Origin of the sequence: Streptococcus infantis, from assembly GCF_047465185.1 — a bacterium.
GTDB classification, from domain to species: domain Bacteria; phylum Bacillota; class Bacilli; order Lactobacillales; family Streptococcaceae; genus Streptococcus; species Streptococcus infantis_O.
This window is the reverse complement of the sequence record NZ_JASHAJ010000002.1, coordinates 32405-48634: the sequence shown is the minus strand read 5'-3', so window position 1 is coordinate 48634 and position 16230 is coordinate 32405. Positions and strand designations below refer to the sequence as shown.

The 16230-nt window shown below is 39.3% G+C and carries 16 protein-coding genes and 1 tRNA gene; 10 read left to right on the top strand and 7 right to left on the bottom strand.

Going from position 1 to position 16230, the window contains the following annotated elements; translation table 11 throughout:
- The first annotated feature begins 43 nt into the window (after positions 1-43).
- The 7 genes from QM382_RS03710 to QM382_RS03680 all read left to right on the top strand — a co-directional run bounded on the left by QM382_RS03710 (position 44) and on the right by QM382_RS03680 (position 4449).
- On the top strand, positions 44-451 hold the full coding sequence (locus QM382_RS03710; RefSeq protein WP_414272493.1) for a hypothetical protein: 408 nt from the start codon (positions 44-46) through the stop codon (positions 449-451).
- A gap of 293 nt (positions 452-744) precedes the next feature.
- Positions 745-1737 (top strand): ABC transporter ATP-binding protein, encoded by a 993-nt coding sequence (locus tag QM382_RS03705; protein WP_414272492.1) that lies wholly within the window; start codon positions 745-747, stop codon positions 1735-1737.
- 1 nt (position 1738) lies between these two features.
- A complete protein-coding gene (locus QM382_RS03700) occupies positions 1739-2557 on the top strand; it encodes an ABC transporter permease (protein ID WP_414272491.1) in 819 nt (272 codons plus the stop codon).
- A 1-nt stretch (position 2558) separates the two neighbouring features.
- The gene (locus QM382_RS03695; protein ID WP_414272490.1) at positions 2559-3344 is read left to right on the top strand and encodes an ABC transporter permease; all 786 of its coding nucleotides are present in this window, start codon (positions 2559-2561) and stop codon (positions 3342-3344) included.
- 38 nt (positions 3345-3382) lie between these two features.
- Positions 3383-3844 carry a GNAT family N-acetyltransferase gene (locus tag QM382_RS03690; protein WP_414272744.1) on the top strand — a complete coding sequence of 154 codons (462 nt, stop codon included), beginning with the start codon at positions 3383-3385 and terminating at the stop codon, positions 3842-3844.
- Positions 3845-3891: 47 nt separating this feature from the next.
- Positions 3892-3964: transfer RNA gene (locus QM382_RS03685), tRNA-Thr, on the top strand.
- A 170-nt stretch (positions 3965-4134) separates the two neighbouring features.
- On the top strand, positions 4135-4449 hold the full coding sequence (locus QM382_RS03680) for a hypothetical protein (protein ID WP_414272489.1): 315 nt from the start codon (positions 4135-4137) through the stop codon (positions 4447-4449).
- A 36-nt stretch (positions 4450-4485) separates the two neighbouring features.
- On the opposite strand, the gene QM382_RS03675 is transcribed toward QM382_RS03680, so the two are convergent.
- Positions 4486-6156: an N-acetylmuramoyl-L-alanine amidase gene (locus QM382_RS03675; RefSeq protein WP_414272488.1), complete on the bottom strand. Its 1671-nt coding sequence runs from the start codon at positions 6154-6156 to the stop codon at positions 4486-4488.
- A 109-nt stretch (positions 6157-6265) separates the two neighbouring features.
- Entirely contained in the window at positions 6266-6625 is a 360-nt protein-coding gene (locus tag QM382_RS03670) for a DUF3397 domain-containing protein (RefSeq protein ID WP_414266589.1), read from the bottom strand.
- 245 nt (positions 6626-6870) lie between these two features.
- Here QM382_RS03670 and QM382_RS03665 point away from each other — a divergent pair, with 245 nt between their 5' ends.
- Positions 6871-8121 carry a dicarboxylate/amino acid:cation symporter gene (locus tag QM382_RS03665; protein WP_414272487.1) on the top strand — a complete coding sequence of 417 codons (1251 nt, stop codon included), beginning with the start codon at positions 6871-6873 and terminating at the stop codon, positions 8119-8121.
- Between the two features lie 13 nt (positions 8122-8134).
- A complete protein-coding gene (locus tag QM382_RS03660; protein WP_414272486.1) occupies positions 8135-9076 on the top strand; it encodes an ATP-grasp domain-containing protein in 942 nt (313 codons plus the stop codon).
- A gap of 67 nt (positions 9077-9143) precedes the next feature.
- Here the strand turns inward: QM382_RS03660 and QM382_RS03655 are convergent, their stop codons facing one another.
- From QM382_RS03655 to QM382_RS03635, 5 genes are read right to left on the bottom strand one after another with little or no spacing between them, the layout of a single operon-like run.
- On the bottom strand, positions 9144-10007 hold the full coding sequence (locus QM382_RS03655) for a YihY/virulence factor BrkB family protein (RefSeq protein WP_414272485.1): 864 nt from the start codon (positions 10005-10007) through the stop codon (positions 9144-9146).
- 37 nt (positions 10008-10044) lie between these two features.
- Positions 10045-12099 (bottom strand): cation:proton antiporter, encoded by a 2055-nt coding sequence (locus QM382_RS03650; RefSeq protein ID WP_414272484.1) that lies wholly within the window; start codon positions 12097-12099, stop codon positions 10045-10047.
- Between the two features lie 11 nt (positions 12100-12110).
- Entirely contained in the window at positions 12111-12365 is a 255-nt protein-coding gene (locus QM382_RS03645; protein WP_006150587.1) for a hypothetical protein, read from the bottom strand.
- Complete coding sequence (locus QM382_RS03640) at positions 12358-12915, bottom strand: class I SAM-dependent methyltransferase (protein ID WP_414272483.1); 558 nt, start codon at positions 12913-12915, stop codon at positions 12358-12360. The genes QM382_RS03645 and QM382_RS03640 overlap by 8 nt, the downstream gene beginning before the upstream one ends.
- A complete protein-coding gene (locus QM382_RS03635) occupies positions 12899-13846 on the bottom strand; it encodes a TIGR01212 family radical SAM protein (protein WP_414272482.1) in 948 nt (315 codons plus the stop codon). Before QM382_RS03635 ends, QM382_RS03640 begins: the two co-directional genes overlap by 17 nt.
- A 191-nt stretch (positions 13847-14037) precedes the next feature.
- Between QM382_RS03635 and QM382_RS03630 the strand changes: the two genes are divergently transcribed.
- Positions 14038-16224 (top strand): PTS transporter subunit IIBC, encoded by a 2187-nt coding sequence (locus tag QM382_RS03630; protein ID WP_414272481.1) that lies wholly within the window; start codon positions 14038-14040, stop codon positions 16222-16224.
- Positions 16225-16230: the final 6 nt, after the last annotated feature.

The window sequence follows — 16230 nt, the reverse complement described above, 5'->3', positions numbered from 1 at the left end:
CGAAAACGAATAATGATATGGAACAGTTGAAAAGGAGAATCAGATGCTTACTAAAGATGATATGTTAGTTGCTTTGCATGATGCAATTACTGAAGACCAAGAATTTGAGTTGGCAGACGAGATTGTAGATGCCATGGAGGCTTACCCTCAACCCTTTGATTTGGTTCCCCCCGTCTTAGACTTTATTTCCAAGCATCCAGAAGTAGATTTTGGGGCTCCAGGTGAGTTGGTTCACTTTGTGGAGCGATTTTATCATCAAGGCTATGAGGAATTATTGATGGAGTCAGTTCTAAAAAGTCCAACTGTGCATAACATCTGGATGCTTCATCGATGCTATAATGACAATGATCCAAATCTAGTCCGGCAGATTCAGACTTTGGTTGGAGAACTGAAGAAGGATAAGACTCTTGATTCACAAGTAAGAAGCATGATTGAAGACTTAACTTGGTAGAGGGAGGTGATGTAGCATCACCTTTTTATCTTTTCTTATGTTGAAAAAGAAGGCAGTTTTTTTGGGTGTTTTAAGGAAACTAATAAACATAATTTTTGATTAAAAGTATCATTTTAAGAGAGAAATCTCTAATTTCATAATCAATAAGCAAACGCTTGCATTCCTTTTTTTATTGGATTATAATAGGTTGGTATAAATCCTTCTGTAATAATATTGAAAAGGTGTAGAAAGTAAGGATTTAGAATTTTTGTAGTCAAAAATACAATGTTGTTTCTTATGATAGGGAGATAGATATGGCAATGATAGAAGTGCAACATCTTCAGAAAAATTTTGTGAAGACAGTAAAGGAGCCAGGATTGAAGGGAGCTTTGCGCTCCTTTGTTCATCCTGAAAAGCAGACCTTTGAAGCGGTCAAGGATTTAACTTTTGAAGTTCCAAAAGGGCAGATTTTAGGATTTATCGGGGCAAATGGTGCTGGGAAGTCAACCACCATCAAAATGCTGACAGGAATTTTGAAGCCCACATCTGGCTTTTGTCGGATTAACGGCAAGATTCCCCAGGATAATCGCCAAGATTATGTCAAGGATATTGGAGTCGTTTTCGGACAACGCACCCAGCTATGGTGGGATTTGGCTCTGCAAGAGACCTACACGGTTTTGAAAGAGATCTATGATGTGCCAGACTCGCTTTTCCATAAACGCATGGACTTTTTGAATGAAGTTTTGGATTTGAAGGAATTTATCAAGGATCCTGTGCGGACTCTTTCACTAGGTCAACGGATGCGGGCGGACATTGCGGCTTCCTTGCTTCACAATCCCAAAGTTCTCTTTTTAGATGAGCCGACCATTGGTTTGGACGTTTCGGTCAAGGATAACATTCGACGCGCTATCACCCAGATCAATCAAGAGGAAGAGACAACTATTCTCTTGACTACTCATGATTTGAGTGATATTGAGCAACTCTGTGATCGGATTTTTATGATTGACAAGGGGCAAGAGATTTTTGATGGAACGGTTAGCCAGCTCAAGGAGACCTTTGGCAAGATGAAGACTCTTTCCTTTGAACTGACGCCAGGTCAAAGTCATCCCATCTCTCATTATGAGGGCTTGCCTGATATATCCATTGATAGACAAGGAAATACTCTCAATATTGAATTTGATAGTTCGCGCTACCAGTCGGCTGATATTATCAAGCAAACCTTGTCTGATTTTGAAATCCGTGATTTGAAAATGGTGGATACGGATATTGAGGATATTATCCGTCGCTTCTACCGAAAGGAGCTCTAAGATGGTCAAATTGTGGAGACGTTATAAACCCTTTATCAATGCGGGGATTCAGGAGTTGATTACCTATCGAGTCAACTTTCTTCTCTATCGGATTGGCGATGTCATGGGGGCCTTTGTTGAGTTTTATCTCTGGAAGGCAGTCTTTGATTCCTCGCAGGAGTCTTTGATCCAGGGTTTCAGTATGGCGGATATCACCCTCTACATCATCATGAGTTTTGTGACTAATTTATTAACTGAGTCAGATAGCTCCTTTATGATCGGTGATGAGGTAAAAGATGGCTCTATTATCATGCGCTTATTAAGACCAGTCCATTTTGCGGCCTCTTATCTTTTCACCGAGCTTGGTTCCAAGTGGTTGATTTTTATCTCTGTTGGACTGCCATTTTTAAGTGTCATTGTTTTGATGAAAATCTTATCTGGGCAAGGGATTGTAGAAGTGCTGGGACTAACTACCCTTTATCTTTTTAGCTTAACGCTGGCTTATCTGATTAACTTTTTCTTTAATATCTGTTTTGGTTTTTCAGCCTTTGTGTTTAAAAATTTATGGGGTTCTCAAGTATTTAAGGCTTCACTAGTATCCTTTATGTCTGGAAGTCTGATTCCTTTGGCTTTTTTTCCAAAGGTCATTTCAGATATTCTCTCCTTCTTGCCATTTTCATCCTTAATTTACACTCCGGTCATGATCATTGTTGGGAAATACGATACCAGTCAGATTCTTCAAGCACTTTTGCTTCAGCTTTTCTGGCTTATAGTGATGGTGGGCTTGTCTCAGTTGATTTGGAAACGGGTCCAGTCATTTATCACCATTCAGGGAGGTTAGTATGAAAAAATATCAACGCATGCATCTGATTTTTATCAGACAGTACATCAAGCAAATCATGGAATACAAGGTAGATTTTGTGGTTGGTGTGTTGGGAGTCTTTCTGACTCAAGGCCTGAACCTCTTGTTTCTTAATGTACTCTTTCAACACATCCCCTCGCTAGAAGGTTGGACCTTTCAAGAGATTGCCTTTATCTATGGATTTTCCTTAATTCCAAAGGGATTAGATCATCTCTTTTTTGACAATCTCTGGGCTTTAGGTCAACGGCTAGTTCGAAAAGGGGAGTTTGACAAGTATCTGACTCGTCCTATCAATCCTCTCTTTCACATCCTCGTTGAGACCTTTCAGATTGATGCCTTGGGTGAACTTTTGGTCGGTGGAATCTTACTAGCGACAACGGCGACTAGCATTGCTTGGACTCTTCCCAAATTCCTGCTTTTCCTAGTCTGTATTCCTTTTGCGACCTTGATTTATACTTCCTTGAAAATTGCGACAGCCAGCATAGCTTTTTGGACCAAGCAGTCAGGTGCCATGATTTACATTTTCTATATGTTTAATGATTTTGCCAAGTACCCGATTTCTATTTACAATTCGCTCCTTCGTTGGTTAATTAGCTTTATTGTGCCTTTCGCCTTTACCGCCTACTATCCTGCCAGCTATTTCTTGCAGGATAAGGATGTCTTATTTAATATTGGTGGTTTGATTCTGATTTCCCTTGTTTTCTTTGTTATTTCCCTCAAACTTTGGGATAGGGGATTAGACGCATACGAAAGTGCGGGTTCGTAAGAGCTAAAGTAAGACTAAAATCAAGAAAGGAACTTATGATGCTTGTTATTAAAGAAGTTAAGGATGAAGAGCAAAAAATGGCAGTTGTCGCTGAGGTTTTAAAGGATTTGCCAGAATGGTTTGGAATACCAGAAAGCACGCAAGCCTACATCGAAGGAGCCAAGGACTTGCAAGTCTGGGCTGCCTATCAGGAGAGTGATTTGACTGGCTTTGTAAGCTTGTCCTATTCTAGTGAAGATTGTGCAGAGATTGATTGTCTCGGTGTAAAAAAAGCTTATCAAGGTAGAGGAATTGGGAGTCAATTGCTTGCTGCTTTTGAAAGTGAAGCACGCAAAAACGTTGATTATTTACAAGTGAAAACAGTAGCAGAAGGCTCTAATAAAGATTATGACCGAACAAATGTCTTTTATCGCAGTCTTGGCTTTAAAAAATTAGAGATTTTTCCACAACTTTGGGGGCCTCAAAATCCTTGTCAGATTTTGATTAAAAAGATGGGTTAAGAATTCCTTGACATCCTTCCTTATAGTGCTATACTATAAGGGTAATCGCCGATTTAGCTCAGTTGGTAGAGCAACGCACTCGTAACGCGTAGGTCACAGGTTCGATCCCTGCAATCGGCAGTGTGAAAGAAGTCCTCTTGGACTTCTTTTTTTGATAAGATTTTGACCACCTAGTCTACCAAATCTACCACATAGGCAAAAGCTATTGTTTGCGATTTTTATTTTTGTTATAGTAGTAATTGTCAAAGGGAGATAAAGCTTCCTAACAAAATAGAAAATGAGGTTATATCATGAAAAAAGTATTAGGTATTGGATTTTTAGTTGTTGCAGTAGCAGTTTTGTATTTTGGCTTTGTTGGATGGCCGAGTTTGGATGTTAACATCTGGGCACTCTTTCCAGTTGGTCTATTTCTATTTTTCACTCTTGAAAATCTAGTCAAGAAAGATTATAAGGCCAGTCTCATGAGCTTGATTATTGCCTTTATCATCGCCAATGCCATTCTTGATATCTTGCCACTTTCAAGTGGTTTAGTTATCGGTGCTGGTGTGCTAGCTTGTGTGGGAATTGGATTTCTCTTTCCTGACGCTAATAAGAAAGAAGCATAATACAAAAAAGCCTCGAGATTTCTCGAGGTTTTTTCTTTATTTGCCTGCGTAATATTTTTGAATACCTTTGACAATACCTGCCACCAATCTATTTTGGTAAGCATCGCTACGAATTTGTTGGTTTTCGTTGAAATTGTCAATGTAACCAAGTTCCAATAGAACAGCTGGTTTATCCGTTTCTCGAAGGACAGCAAAGCTACTTTGGAGGAGACCTGCATCCTTGGCACCTGTTTCAGCTAGAAGAGAATAGTGGATATCAGCAGCCAGGCGATTACTTTCACTGATACGATCAGGATGGTTATGCCAGTATGGATTAATCTTAGAGCGATAGCCCGGGTCGTCTTCGTAAGAATAGGTCTGAATTCCAGAACGGTTAGAAGCAGGAGCTCCACTTGCATTGAAGTGAATACTTATGAAGATATCTGAGTTAGTATTATTGACCATTTTTGAACGTTCAGTAATAAAGTCAACATAGACATCACTATCTCTCGAAGAAAGAACGGTATAACCAAGACCTTCTAGCTCTTTGCGTAGTTTTTTGTAAACTTGCATAGTGAGGTCTTTTTCATTCGTGTTATAGTAAACAGCACCAGGATCTTTACCACCGTGTCCTGGATCTAAGAAAACAGTCTTCGTGTATTTTCCTTTTTCAAACCCACGACTTACTGGAACTTCACCAATCCATTTCCCATTACTTTGGAACTGATGTGCTTTTCCATCGATTTTACGAGTTCCTGTGACATAGACACCATTTTCATCTAGATAGTAACGGGCATTGTAGTAGCTGTCGTCAATCCATTCACTCTTAGCCATGTACCCACCTGACTTGAGGTAGTATGAGCCAATCCATTCACGCGCTGCATAAGTACCACCTGATTTTAAGTAGAACCAACTATTATAGCCTTTATCGAAAATCCATTCTTTCTCAGCCATGGCACCGCTAGCTTTTAGGTAGTAGCTCCCTTGCCATTGATTACTTGCCATAGTGGCATCTTTATTAAAGTAGTACCAAGTACCACCAATTTTATCCCACTTATTTTTACTTAATTGTCCAGAAGTTTGGGCATAGTACCATTTACCATCTTGTTTGACCCAAGCGCTCTCAGCCATAGCCCCACTATTGGTAAAGATATAACCATCAAAAATGGTGTTGCTGAGCATGATTCCATCTTTGTCAAAGTAGTACCATACACCACCAACTTTTTCCCATTTTTGCTGAGAGATTTTACCAGATAGCTTTGCATAATACCATTTATCTTTAATTTTAGCCCAGCCACTATCGACCATAGCACCGCTACTAGTCAGGATGTATCCATCATAAATCGTATCACTGAGCATGATACCGTTCTTATCGAAGTAGTACCATTTTCCTTGAATTTTTTTCCAGTTAAGAACAGGGGCATTGTTTTCATAGAAACGCCAGTGGTTTTCCTCTAATACCCAACCTTCTTTTTTGACTTCTGGAGCCTTGTCTTCCTCTTTCTTAGCTGGAGTTTCACTTGGATTTGTTGTAGAAGTTGTTGGTACGCTTGAACTTGCTTCAGTAGAAGGAACTGCTTCCTTCGTTTCAACCTTGTTAGCTGTTGTAGACTGTTGCGTTGTTTCTGCTGAAGTAGTTTGTACTTTACTTTCTTCAGCAAAAACTGAATTTGTTGCAAATCCTAGAAATGAAAGCGTGATGGCACTTGCCAAGAGTTTTTTTTTCACTTGTTTGATCTCCTATTTTTTTAATAATCTCTTTTTAAAATGTCATTAGAAAAGCACCTCATGTGGAAAAACTAGTCGCCAACTGGTGAGGTGCTGGCATGATTTATTTTTATTTCATCATAAAGATTTGAACAATCATGATGATGTAGATGAGTAATGTGAGTAGAAATCCAGCTCTCCAAAAGAATTTAAGGAATTTTGGATAATAAAAGCTGCGTTTTTTGCTCAGGAAGAAAAAAGCTAGAATAATGGCTAGCAAAGATAGGGCTGCCCCCAAAATGGGAAGTTGATTATGGGTAAAAACCTTTGCACTGATTAAATAGTATTCAAAAATCAGAAAAGGAAAAGCCAAATCTGCAAAGTTAATCCCCTTTTTCTTTAACTTAAAAAATCTACTAAAGATAATAGCCAAAGCCAAGGTTAGTACCAAAAGCAAGACGGAAGCGAGTTTCATTAAAATCATAACAATATTGTATCATAAAATTTGAATAAAAGGAAAGCATATTCCTTGATTTAACAGTGTTTTTCTAAAAATTTTTGTTTAGAAACTGATTTTTTATACTTTATTAAAATTCAATGTATGTTGAGTACAAAAAAGGGAATGGTTTGAGCTCTCAATATAAATCTTTTTTATGGTGACAATAAAAAATATATATTAGTCAGGAAAGAAGAATAGTAGTAGAATGAGTAGCAAATAAAACAAAGGAGTTTCTTATGAAATTAGTTACTTTATGGTCAAAACTCTCACTAGGCATTCAATTATTGGTGGCTTTGGTCTTGGGTGTTATCGCTGCCCTTATCTGGCCACAATTCGCAGGCTTTTATCAATTTTTAGGTCAAGCCTTTATTAAATTGATCAATATGGTTATCATTCCGCTAATCTTCCCAACCATCGTTGTTGCAGTAGCTGGAGTTATCGGAAAAAAATCTTTCGGAAAAATCTTGACCAAGAGCTTGGTTTACTTTTTTGTTGTAACAACTGCCATTACTCTTTTGTTTGTATTTGCTAGTTACTATTTAGGATTTGGTCAAGGAGTGAATATCGGTCAAACTGGTGGAAACCTTGATGGGATTGCTAACAATGTCAAGTTCAGCGAATTTTTGCTTGGTTTCATTCCATCAAATATCGTTAAATCTCTTTCAGATGGCGCTCTATTGCCAATTATCGTTTTTGCAATCTTTCTTGGTTACGGAATTGGGAATCTTAAGTCTGATAAATCTCAGAAGATTATCGAAGGTTTCCAAATCTGGATTGAAGCCATTTACAAGATTGTTGCAGTAATTATCAAACTATCACCGATTGGTATTTTTGGATTTATCGCTAAAGATGTTGCAACTACGGGTGTCGACAAGTTGATTGGGCTTGGTCAGTTTGTAATTGGAACTTATCTGGCTTATGCTGTTTTGGTTCTCCTTATTTTTCCTTTGATCGCCGTCTTCTTCAAAGTACCGTATTTATCAGCCTTTCGTGAAAATTGGAGTCTCTTAACTCTGGCCTTTGTTACTGGAAGTTCTAGTGTGGTCTTGCCATCACTTCTTAAAGATTTGAAAAAACAGGGGCATGACGAGCATACAATTGATTTAGTTGTTCCTTTAGGATATACTTTTAACTTAGAAGGAGCAGCGGTTTATTTCTCAGTAGCGACAATTTTTATCGCCCACGCCTATGGTATTCAATTTTCTTTATCAAGTCTCTTGTTTACTGTTTTATTGTTGACTTTGATTGGAAAAACTGCAGCAACTGTGCCATCAGGAGCTATCGTAGTTCTATTAGCTGCAGCACCTCAATTGGGCTTGCCAGTTGAAGGAGTGGCCTTGATTTTTGCAGTTGATTTCTTTGTCAATGCAGGCCGTACTATGATCAATGTTTTGGGGCAAATCTTAACAGTCAGCGTTATTGAAAAAACAGAAGGATACATTTTAGAAGAAGAAAAGGAAAGCCAATTATCAGTCAGCTTTTCTTAAGGAGATATGAATAATGAGTGAAGCAAAAGTTTATGTGATTCATGAGAATCTAGAATGGACTCAACATTTAGTGAAATGGTTGGAAGAATTAGAAGTCCCTTATGAACTATGGGATTTGTCTAGTGGGATTTTAGATTTGCAAAGCCCACCGCCGCAAGGTATCTTTTACAATCGTATGTCTGCCTCTTCACACACAAGAGGACATCGTTATGCGCCAGAATTTACAGAGCAAGTGATTACTTGGTTAGAAGCACACGGACGCAAAGTTGTGAATGGTACCGGTGCTATCAACCTTGAAATTAGTAAAATCAAACAATATTTGAAGTTAAACGAATCTGGTATCGAGACTCCTGCAACAGTTGCGGTTTTGGGTCAAGAGAACATTATTGAAGCAGCAAGAAAATTAAACATTTATCCTTTGATTACCAAGCACAATCGAGCAGGTAAGGGATTAGGGGTTCAACTCTTCCAAAATGAAGAGGAACTGGCAGCTTACGTCAATAGTCCCCTCTTTGAACCATCGGTTGACGGGATTACCTTATTACAAGCCTACATTAAACCAAGTGATGGACGTATCCGTCGTTCAGAGTTTATCGATCAAAAATTCCTCTATACTGTTTCGATCGATTCTTCAGATGGTTTCCAACTGTGTCCAGCAGATGGTTGCCAAATCGGCAAGAGACCAGAGCAACTAGAAACGTCTGAAAAATTCCAGATTACAGAACCTCTACCAGATGACCGAAGAGAAGCTTATGAGAATTTCTTGAAAAATGCTCAGATTGAAGTTGCGGCGATTGAATGGGTTCAATCAGAGAGTGGAGACATTTATGTCTATGATGTAAATACCAACACCAACTACAATCCTACCGCAGAAAAGAATGCCAATATTTTTGCCCACCAACACTTGGCTCAGTATCTAAAAACAGAATTGCAAGCCCTAACGAGTGAACAATAAAGTAGGAAATTCAAAAATCCCCCAGTATTAAATGACTGGGGGATTGATTTGTAAAATCGGTGAAATCTTATTGACTTGCTTTAAAGCCTGGATCCTTCAAGCTTTGAACACTAGCATTGATGACGGCACCGATGATCAATATCTTGGCAATGATAATGAACCAGAACATCATAACAACAACGACGATCGAACTGAAAAATCTGACGTCAACGAGATAATTGACATAATTGTTGAAATAAGCTGCAAAGATGTTTAATAATGCAATAGTGGTAACTAGTACAAAGAGACTTCCAGGTATGACGTATCGAATCCGACTTACTTTAACATTTGGTAGGAAATAATAGAGCATAATCACGGTAGCAAAAAGAAAGGCATAAATCAGCGGACCTGTAAAATCTTGTAGATAAGAAAACAGAGCACTCTCGGATTTCCAGTAGTTTTTAAGCAAATCCAATAACATATGGCCAAACATACTTAGGAATAAGGCAAGGGCAAAGAGAATTTGAAGGCCAAAGCTAACCAAGAGGCTCATCAGTTGGTGTGAGATGATTCCTCTGTTTTTTGCAACTCCATAAGCCTTATTAAAGGCTTTTTGAAGAAAATCCATGGATTTTGAAAAGGTCCAGAGGGCTGATAAGATAGCAAAACTCAGTAAGCCAGTTGATGGCTGAGTCAGAACTTCTCTGGCAATTTTTGCAACAACTTCATAGATTGTATCTGGTAAAAATTCCTTGATTGTTAATAGAAAGTTTGAGATGGGAATTTGAAAGTAGGGTAAGATATTGACCACTATCATGAGTAAGGGGAAGATAGAAATCAACCAATAGTAGGCAACAGCAACGCTAGTTAACTCACTATCGGAGGCTTGATAGTAGTGCAAAAAAGCTTTTAATAATGGTCTATCGTTCAGCTGTTTCCACAACTTTTTCATTTCACAAACCTCCAGTTTTTCTTGTTTTGTATAGACTTTAATTTCTTCGAACTAATTCCATCATATCGTAAGGTAAGGTATTAGCAGATTCTTTTAAGGAATAGGTTTCTAAATTATTGACATTTTGGCGTAGCTTTTTGGCATACTGAGCTGAGATGAGTTTTTGAGCTTCGTATTCAAAGATACACTTACGTTCAAGGTAGTAACCTCTAAGCATTTCATCGATGTTATTGGGTTTGATACGATTGATAACCCGTTCCACAAAGGCGCCACTCGTAATATGACTGGTTTCACGGAGACGAGATTCCTGCATGAAGCTGATCAGAGAACTCTTATAAATCCCTTTGAGGTTTTCTAAACTCTCGATGATAATTTCAGTATTAGCTAGGTAGAGTTCTGCAATCTGGTCATAATCAATGGCAAGAAGTCTTTGGGTTTCTTTGTTCTTCAAGGAACGGAGGGTTTTGCCAAATGTGAGCAACTCGTGTAGGAGAAAACGTACAATCCGAATAGAAACAAGGAAGTAGTAGGTTAGTCGAGAAGCGAAGTTTCGTTTAATATTTTTCTCCATGCTTTTCAGATAACGTTGGTAGACACGATATCCTCTTTCGCCGATTTTGCCTTCTTCGTAGGCCTGCTCCAAACCATCGCTCTCGATACTGAGAATCAATAGTTTCAGAGCTTCCCAGTCTTCCTGAATTTCCTTATTTTCCTGGCTGAGGATGAGGTTTTCAATCCGTCCATGATAATTATCGATCGCCGCATAGAGGGGAACCTTGTTTTTGGTATTGTCCAAATCCTTCTCTAACTCCATGGCGACATCATTTAAGATAGCGATGTGCATGAGCTGATCCTTAGATGGTTCTTGTTCTTCGGAAAGGTGTGGAAGTACCAGTAATCCTGTAAGGAAACTTATAAGTGTTACACCAGCTACGAGGAAGAGAAGAAGAGGATATTCCTGTTCCAGATTAGACGGTATCAAAAGGATAGTGGCAATGGATACAGTTCCCTTGACGCCAGAAAAGGTAAGGAGAAGCATATCTTTGACATACTTGTCTAAGCTTTTATGAAGTTTCTTAATCCGAAAAGCGTAAAAGCCGTAAATCATCACAAAGCGAATGGCAAAGAGTAGGAAGGTCAAGAGGAAAACGCTGAGTAAGAGAAGCACTTTGTTGTAAAATGCACTCTTAAGAATTGGTTCAGCAATCATTTCCAGTTCCATCCCAAGAATGACAAAGACAGAACCATTGAGCATGAAGGTTACAGTGTGCCAAACGGTCTCGGTAACAGTATCCACCTGGGCTTCGAGAAGATTTATCTTTTTAAAACGACTCGCTTTTAAAATACCAGCAACAACGACTGCGATAATTCCAGAAACATGAATTCCTTCAGCGATGAAAAATGTCAAGAGGGGCAAACTGAGTTCTAGCAAGAGCTCACTTGCGATATCTGTTGCGCGGACACTAAGTAAAAAGGTATGGAGGAAGCGATTGATTAGGGCTGTTATAAGGCCGACTGCAAAACCTCCAACAATGGAAATAGCTAATGAAGTTCCGGCTTGAGCGATTGAAAAGGTTCCTGTTGTCCAAGCGATGAGAGCCACACGAAAGGCTACTAGACCAGAAGCATCATTAAGAAGACCTTCCCCCTTTAAGATATTAGAAACCCGTTTTGGAAAGGAAAAACGTTGAGAAAGGGAAGCGAAGGCAACTAGGTCTGTAGGCCCTAAGGCAGCACCAACTGCTACACAGGCGGCTAATGGTAGGCTAGCCCAAAGGACATGAGCGAGTCCCCCCATGCTCAGAGCTGATATAAAGATAACTGGGAAAATCAAGTAGAGAACGATTCTCCAGTGCTTTAAGATAGAGGTTACATCTGCTTCTTGAGCTTCACGAAAGAGTAGTGGACCAATGACTAAAGCTAGAAACAACTCCGTATCTAAGTGATATTGGTTGTTGGGTAAGCAAAGCCCAATTCCAATCCCTAACAATATTTGAATCAGGGGCATGGGTAAAAAGGGCAGAAGTTTATTGGTCGTGCTAGAAACAATAAGAACTAGCAAAAATACTAAGAGATAAAAAAGTAAATTCATCTTCTACCTCCTTATTTTTGTTTGCGACAAGCTTCAAAAAGTTCCTTTTGTTCTTGGATTTTTTGATCAATCTTCGAGCAATCCTTGTGCTCAATTTTCTTTTGACAACGCTCCATTTCAAGTGTTATCATTTTTTTCTTGATTTTTAACATCTTCTTGCTCATATGGGCTTCATCTAACATACCAACTGCACGTTCATGTTGGGTTGATTCAACGAATTTGTGGCGAAGTCCTTCTATTTTATCTCGTAGGTATTGTTTATCCATGGCGATACCTTTCTAATTTTTCAATCATAACTAAAAATGGTGGATTGTTGATTTGGTTGAGGGTACGATAGATCGTAGCAGTGTATTCTTGTTGTGGCAACTGACTGACAAAATCCATGACTGAATCCCGTTCGATATCTCCGCCTTCATGCCCGTAGTAAATCATAATGGCTATACGTCCGCCCTTAACCAGCATTTGGCAAAGCTTATCCAGTGCTTCAATGGTTGTTTGTGGCTGGGTAATAATGCTTTTATCAGCTGAAGGAAGATAACCTAGATTGAAGATAGCCGCCTTGACTTCTGTCACATATTGATCCACAGTTTCGTGGCCCTGCAGGATTAAGTCTACATTGGTCAAACCTGCTTCTTGGATACGTTGACTTGTTTTTTCCAGAGCTTGTTCTTGGATGTCAAAAGCATAGACTTGTTTAGCCAACTTGGCAAGAAAAAGTGTATCGTGGCCATTTCCCATGGTCGCATCTACAACAACATCATCTTTTGTGATGACTTGGGCAAGAAAATCATGCGCTATTTCAAGTGGTCTTTTCATTCATAAACTCCTGTTTTACAGCCTTGCAACCTTGTACACTTCCTCGACGTCTCATTTCGGCTTCAATGCTATTTAAAACTTCCCATTTGTTGAGACTCCACATAGGACCAATCAACATATCTCTAGGCGCATCACCCGTAATTCGATGGATGACGATATGTTTGGGAATAATTTCTAGCTGGTCGCAGATGACTTTGACATATGCATCTTGACTCATCAGTTGCAATCGCCCTTCATGATAATCCCGTTGCATTCGAGTGTTGGTCATGAGGTGAAGTAGGTGAAGCTTAATCCCTTGAATATCATTATCTGTCACACAACGTCGAACATTCTCAACCATCATCTCATGGGTTTCACCTGGCAAACCATTGATTAAATGGGCAACAATCTCAATCTTTGGATATTTTCTCAAGCGCTTGACAGTCTCCACGTAGAGTTCATAGGAGTGGGCACGGTTAATCAATTCAGAAGTTTCCTCATAGGTAGTTTGTAAGCCTAACTCTACAGTAACATGCATTCGCTCTGATAACTCTGCCAAGTATTCAATCGTTTCATCAGGAAGGCAATCTGGTCGAGTCCCGATATTGATTCCAACCACACCTGGTTCATTGATAGCTTGCTCATAACGCTCGCGAATCACTTCCAATTTTTCATGGGTGTTGGTGAAATTCTGAAAATATACCAGATATTTTTGGACATCTGGCCATTTACGGTGCATAAAGTCAATCTCTTTATAGAATTGCTCTCGAATAGGAGCATCAGGAGCAACGATTGCATCACCAGAACCAGAAACCGTACAAAAAGTACAGCCTCCATGAGCTACTGTACCATCACGGTTGGGACAATCAAATCCAGCATCAATCGGAACTTTAAAAGTCTTTTCTCCAAATAAATTTCGATAATAATCATTCAAGGTATTATAGGATTTCATAGCTAATATTATATCAGAAAAGACTCGCAAACTCAAAGTCAGCAAATAAGTGAGAGATATTGAAATGATTGGACAGAAAAAAATTTTAAAAAAAGCCTTTACAAAAAAATAAAAAGTGGTATAATTAAGTCACAAACAAGTGCAAACGTTTTCGTAAAACGTTTGCCTAATAAATATAAAAGGAGATTTGAATGATGAAAGATACATTCAAAAATGTCTTGTCTTTCGAATTTTGGCAGAAATTCGGTAAGGCTCTAATGGTGGTTATCGCTGTTATGCCAGCGGCTGGATTGATGATCTCAATCGGTAAGTCACTTGCAATGATTGACCCAAACCTTGCTCCCCTAGTTATTACTGGTGGCGTACTAGAGCAAATTGGTTGGGGAGTTATCGGTAACCTTCATATTTTGTTTGCCCTCGCTATTGGAGGAAGCTGGGCTAAAGAACGTGCTGGTGGTGCTTTTGCGGCAGGTCTTGCATTTATCCTTATTAACCGTATCACTGGTACAATCTTCGGTGTATCAGGGGATATGTTGAAAGATCCTAACGCTATGGTTTCATCAATCTTTGGTGGATCTATCAAGGTTGCTGATTACTTCATTAGTGTACTTGAGGCACCAGCCCTTAACATGGGGGTATTTGTAGGGATTATCTCAGGTTTTGTAGGGGCAACTGCCTTTAACAAATACTATAATTTCCGTAAACTTCCTGATGCCCTTTCATTCTTTAACGGGAAACGTTTTGTACCATTTGTAGTTATTCTTCGCTCAGCAATCGCTGCAATTCTTCTTTCAGCTTTCTGGCCAGTTGTACAAACAGGTATCAACAACTTTGGTATTTGGATTGCTAACTCACAAGAAACAGCTCCAGTTCTAGCACCGTTCTTGTATGGTACTTTGGAACGTTTGCTCTTGCCATTTGGACTTCACCACATGTTGACTATCCCAATGAACTACACAGCTCTTGGTGGTACTTATGATGTCTTAACTGGTGCAGCAAAAGGAACTCAAGTATTTGGTCAAGATCCACTTTGGCTTGCATGGGTAACAGACCTTGTCAACCTTAAAGGTACTGACGTGGCTCAATACCAACACTTGTTAGATACAGTACATCCAGCTCGTTTCAAAGTTGGACAAATGATCGGTTCATTCGGTATCTTGATGGGTATCATTGTTGCGATTTACCGTAACGTTGATCCAGATAAGAAACACCAATACAAAGGTATGATGATCGCAACTGCTCTTGCAACATTCTTGACAGGGGTAACTGAACCAATTGAGTACATGTTCATGTTCATCGCAACACCTCTTTACCTTGTTTACGCTCTTGTTCAAGGTGCTGCCTTTGCAATGGCTGATATTGTGAACCTTCGTGTTCACTCATTCGGTTCAATCGAATTCTTGACTCGTACTCCGCTAGCTATCAACGCTGGTCTTGGTATGGATATCATTAACTTTATCTGGGTTACAGTACTCTTTGGATTTATCATGTACTTCATCGCTAACTTCATGATTAAGAAATTCAACTATGCAACTCCAGGACGTAACGGTAACTACGAAAATGCAGATGGTACATCTGAATCTTCAGCTGCTGGTGAAACTAAAGTTGCAGAAGCTTCTCAAGCAGTTAACATCATCAACCTTCTCGGTGGACGTGCCAACATCGTTGATGTCGACGCATGTATGACTCGTCTTCGCGTTACTGTACAAGATGCTGAAAAAGTTGGAACAGAAGAACAATGGAAAGCTGAAGGAGCTATGGGACTTGTCATGAAAGGACAAGGTGTCCAAGCTATCTACGGACCTAAAGCTGACGTTTTGAAATCAGATATCCAAGATATTCTTGACTCAGGTGAAGTGATTCCTGAAACTCTTCCAAGTCAAATGGCAGCTTCTCAAAAAGACGCTGTTGTCTACAAAGGTGTGACTGAAGAAGTTTACTCAGTTGCTGACGGTCAAGTTATTGAATTGGAACAAGTTAAAGATCCAGTCTTCTCACAAAAAATGATGGGTGATGGATTTGCAGTAGAACCAGCAAATGGAAACATTGTATCTCCAGTTTCTGGTACTGTATCAAGCGTCTTCCCAACTAAACATGCTCTTGGTCTTGTAACTGAAGCAGGTCTTGAAGTTCTTGTTCACATTGGTCTTGATACTGTAAGTCTTGAAGGAAAACCATTTGAAGTAATGGTTTCAGAAGGTCAAACAGTCGCTGCTGGTGATCTCTTGGTCAAAGCTGACTTGGGTGCTATCCGTGAAGCTGGTCGTGAAACTACAACTGTAGTTGTCTTCACAAATGGTGACGCGATCAAATCAGTTAAATTAGAACAAACAGGTTCTCTTGCAGCTAAAACAGCAGTTGCAAAAGTAGAATTGTAATATTTA

Coding starts and splice junctions, on each gene's coding strand:
- QM382_RS03645 (WP_006150587.1), bottom strand. CDS start 12,365: ATGGATAAACAATACCTACGAGATAAAATAGAAGGACTTCGCCACAAA.
- QM382_RS03635 (WP_414272482.1), bottom strand. CDS start 13,846: ATGAAATCCTATAATACCTTGAATGATTATTATCGAAATTTATTTGGA.
- QM382_RS03695 (WP_414272490.1), top strand. CDS start 2,559: ATGAAAAAATATCAACGCATGCATCTGATTTTTATCAGACAGTACATC.
- QM382_RS03710 (WP_414272493.1), top strand. CDS start 44: ATGCTTACTAAAGATGATATGTTAGTTGCTTTGCATGATGCAATTACT.
- QM382_RS03665 (WP_414272487.1), top strand. CDS start 6,871: ATGAAATTAGTTACTTTATGGTCAAAACTCTCACTAGGCATTCAATTA.
- QM382_RS03650 (WP_414272484.1), bottom strand. CDS start 12,099: ATGAATTTACTTTTTTATCTCTTAGTATTTTTGCTAGTTCTTATTGTT.
- QM382_RS03705 (WP_414272492.1), top strand. CDS start 745: ATGGCAATGATAGAAGTGCAACATCTTCAGAAAAATTTTGTGAAGACA.
- QM382_RS03680 (WP_414272489.1), top strand. CDS start 4,135: ATGAAAAAAGTATTAGGTATTGGATTTTTAGTTGTTGCAGTAGCAGTT.
- QM382_RS03660 (WP_414272486.1), top strand. CDS start 8,135: ATGAGTGAAGCAAAAGTTTATGTGATTCATGAGAATCTAGAATGGACT.
- QM382_RS03640 (WP_414272483.1), bottom strand. CDS start 12,915: ATGAAAAGACCACTTGAAATAGCGCATGATTTTCTTGCCCAAGTCATC.
- QM382_RS03690 (WP_414272744.1), top strand. CDS start 3,383: ATGCTTGTTATTAAAGAAGTTAAGGATGAAGAGCAAAAAATGGCAGTT.
- QM382_RS03655 (WP_414272485.1), bottom strand. CDS start 10,007: ATGAAAAAGTTGTGGAAACAGCTGAACGATAGACCATTATTAAAAGCT.
- QM382_RS03630 (WP_414272481.1), top strand. CDS start 14,038: ATGATGAAAGATACATTCAAAAATGTCTTGTCTTTCGAATTTTGGCAG.
- QM382_RS03700 (WP_414272491.1), top strand. CDS start 1,739: ATGGTCAAATTGTGGAGACGTTATAAACCCTTTATCAATGCGGGGATT.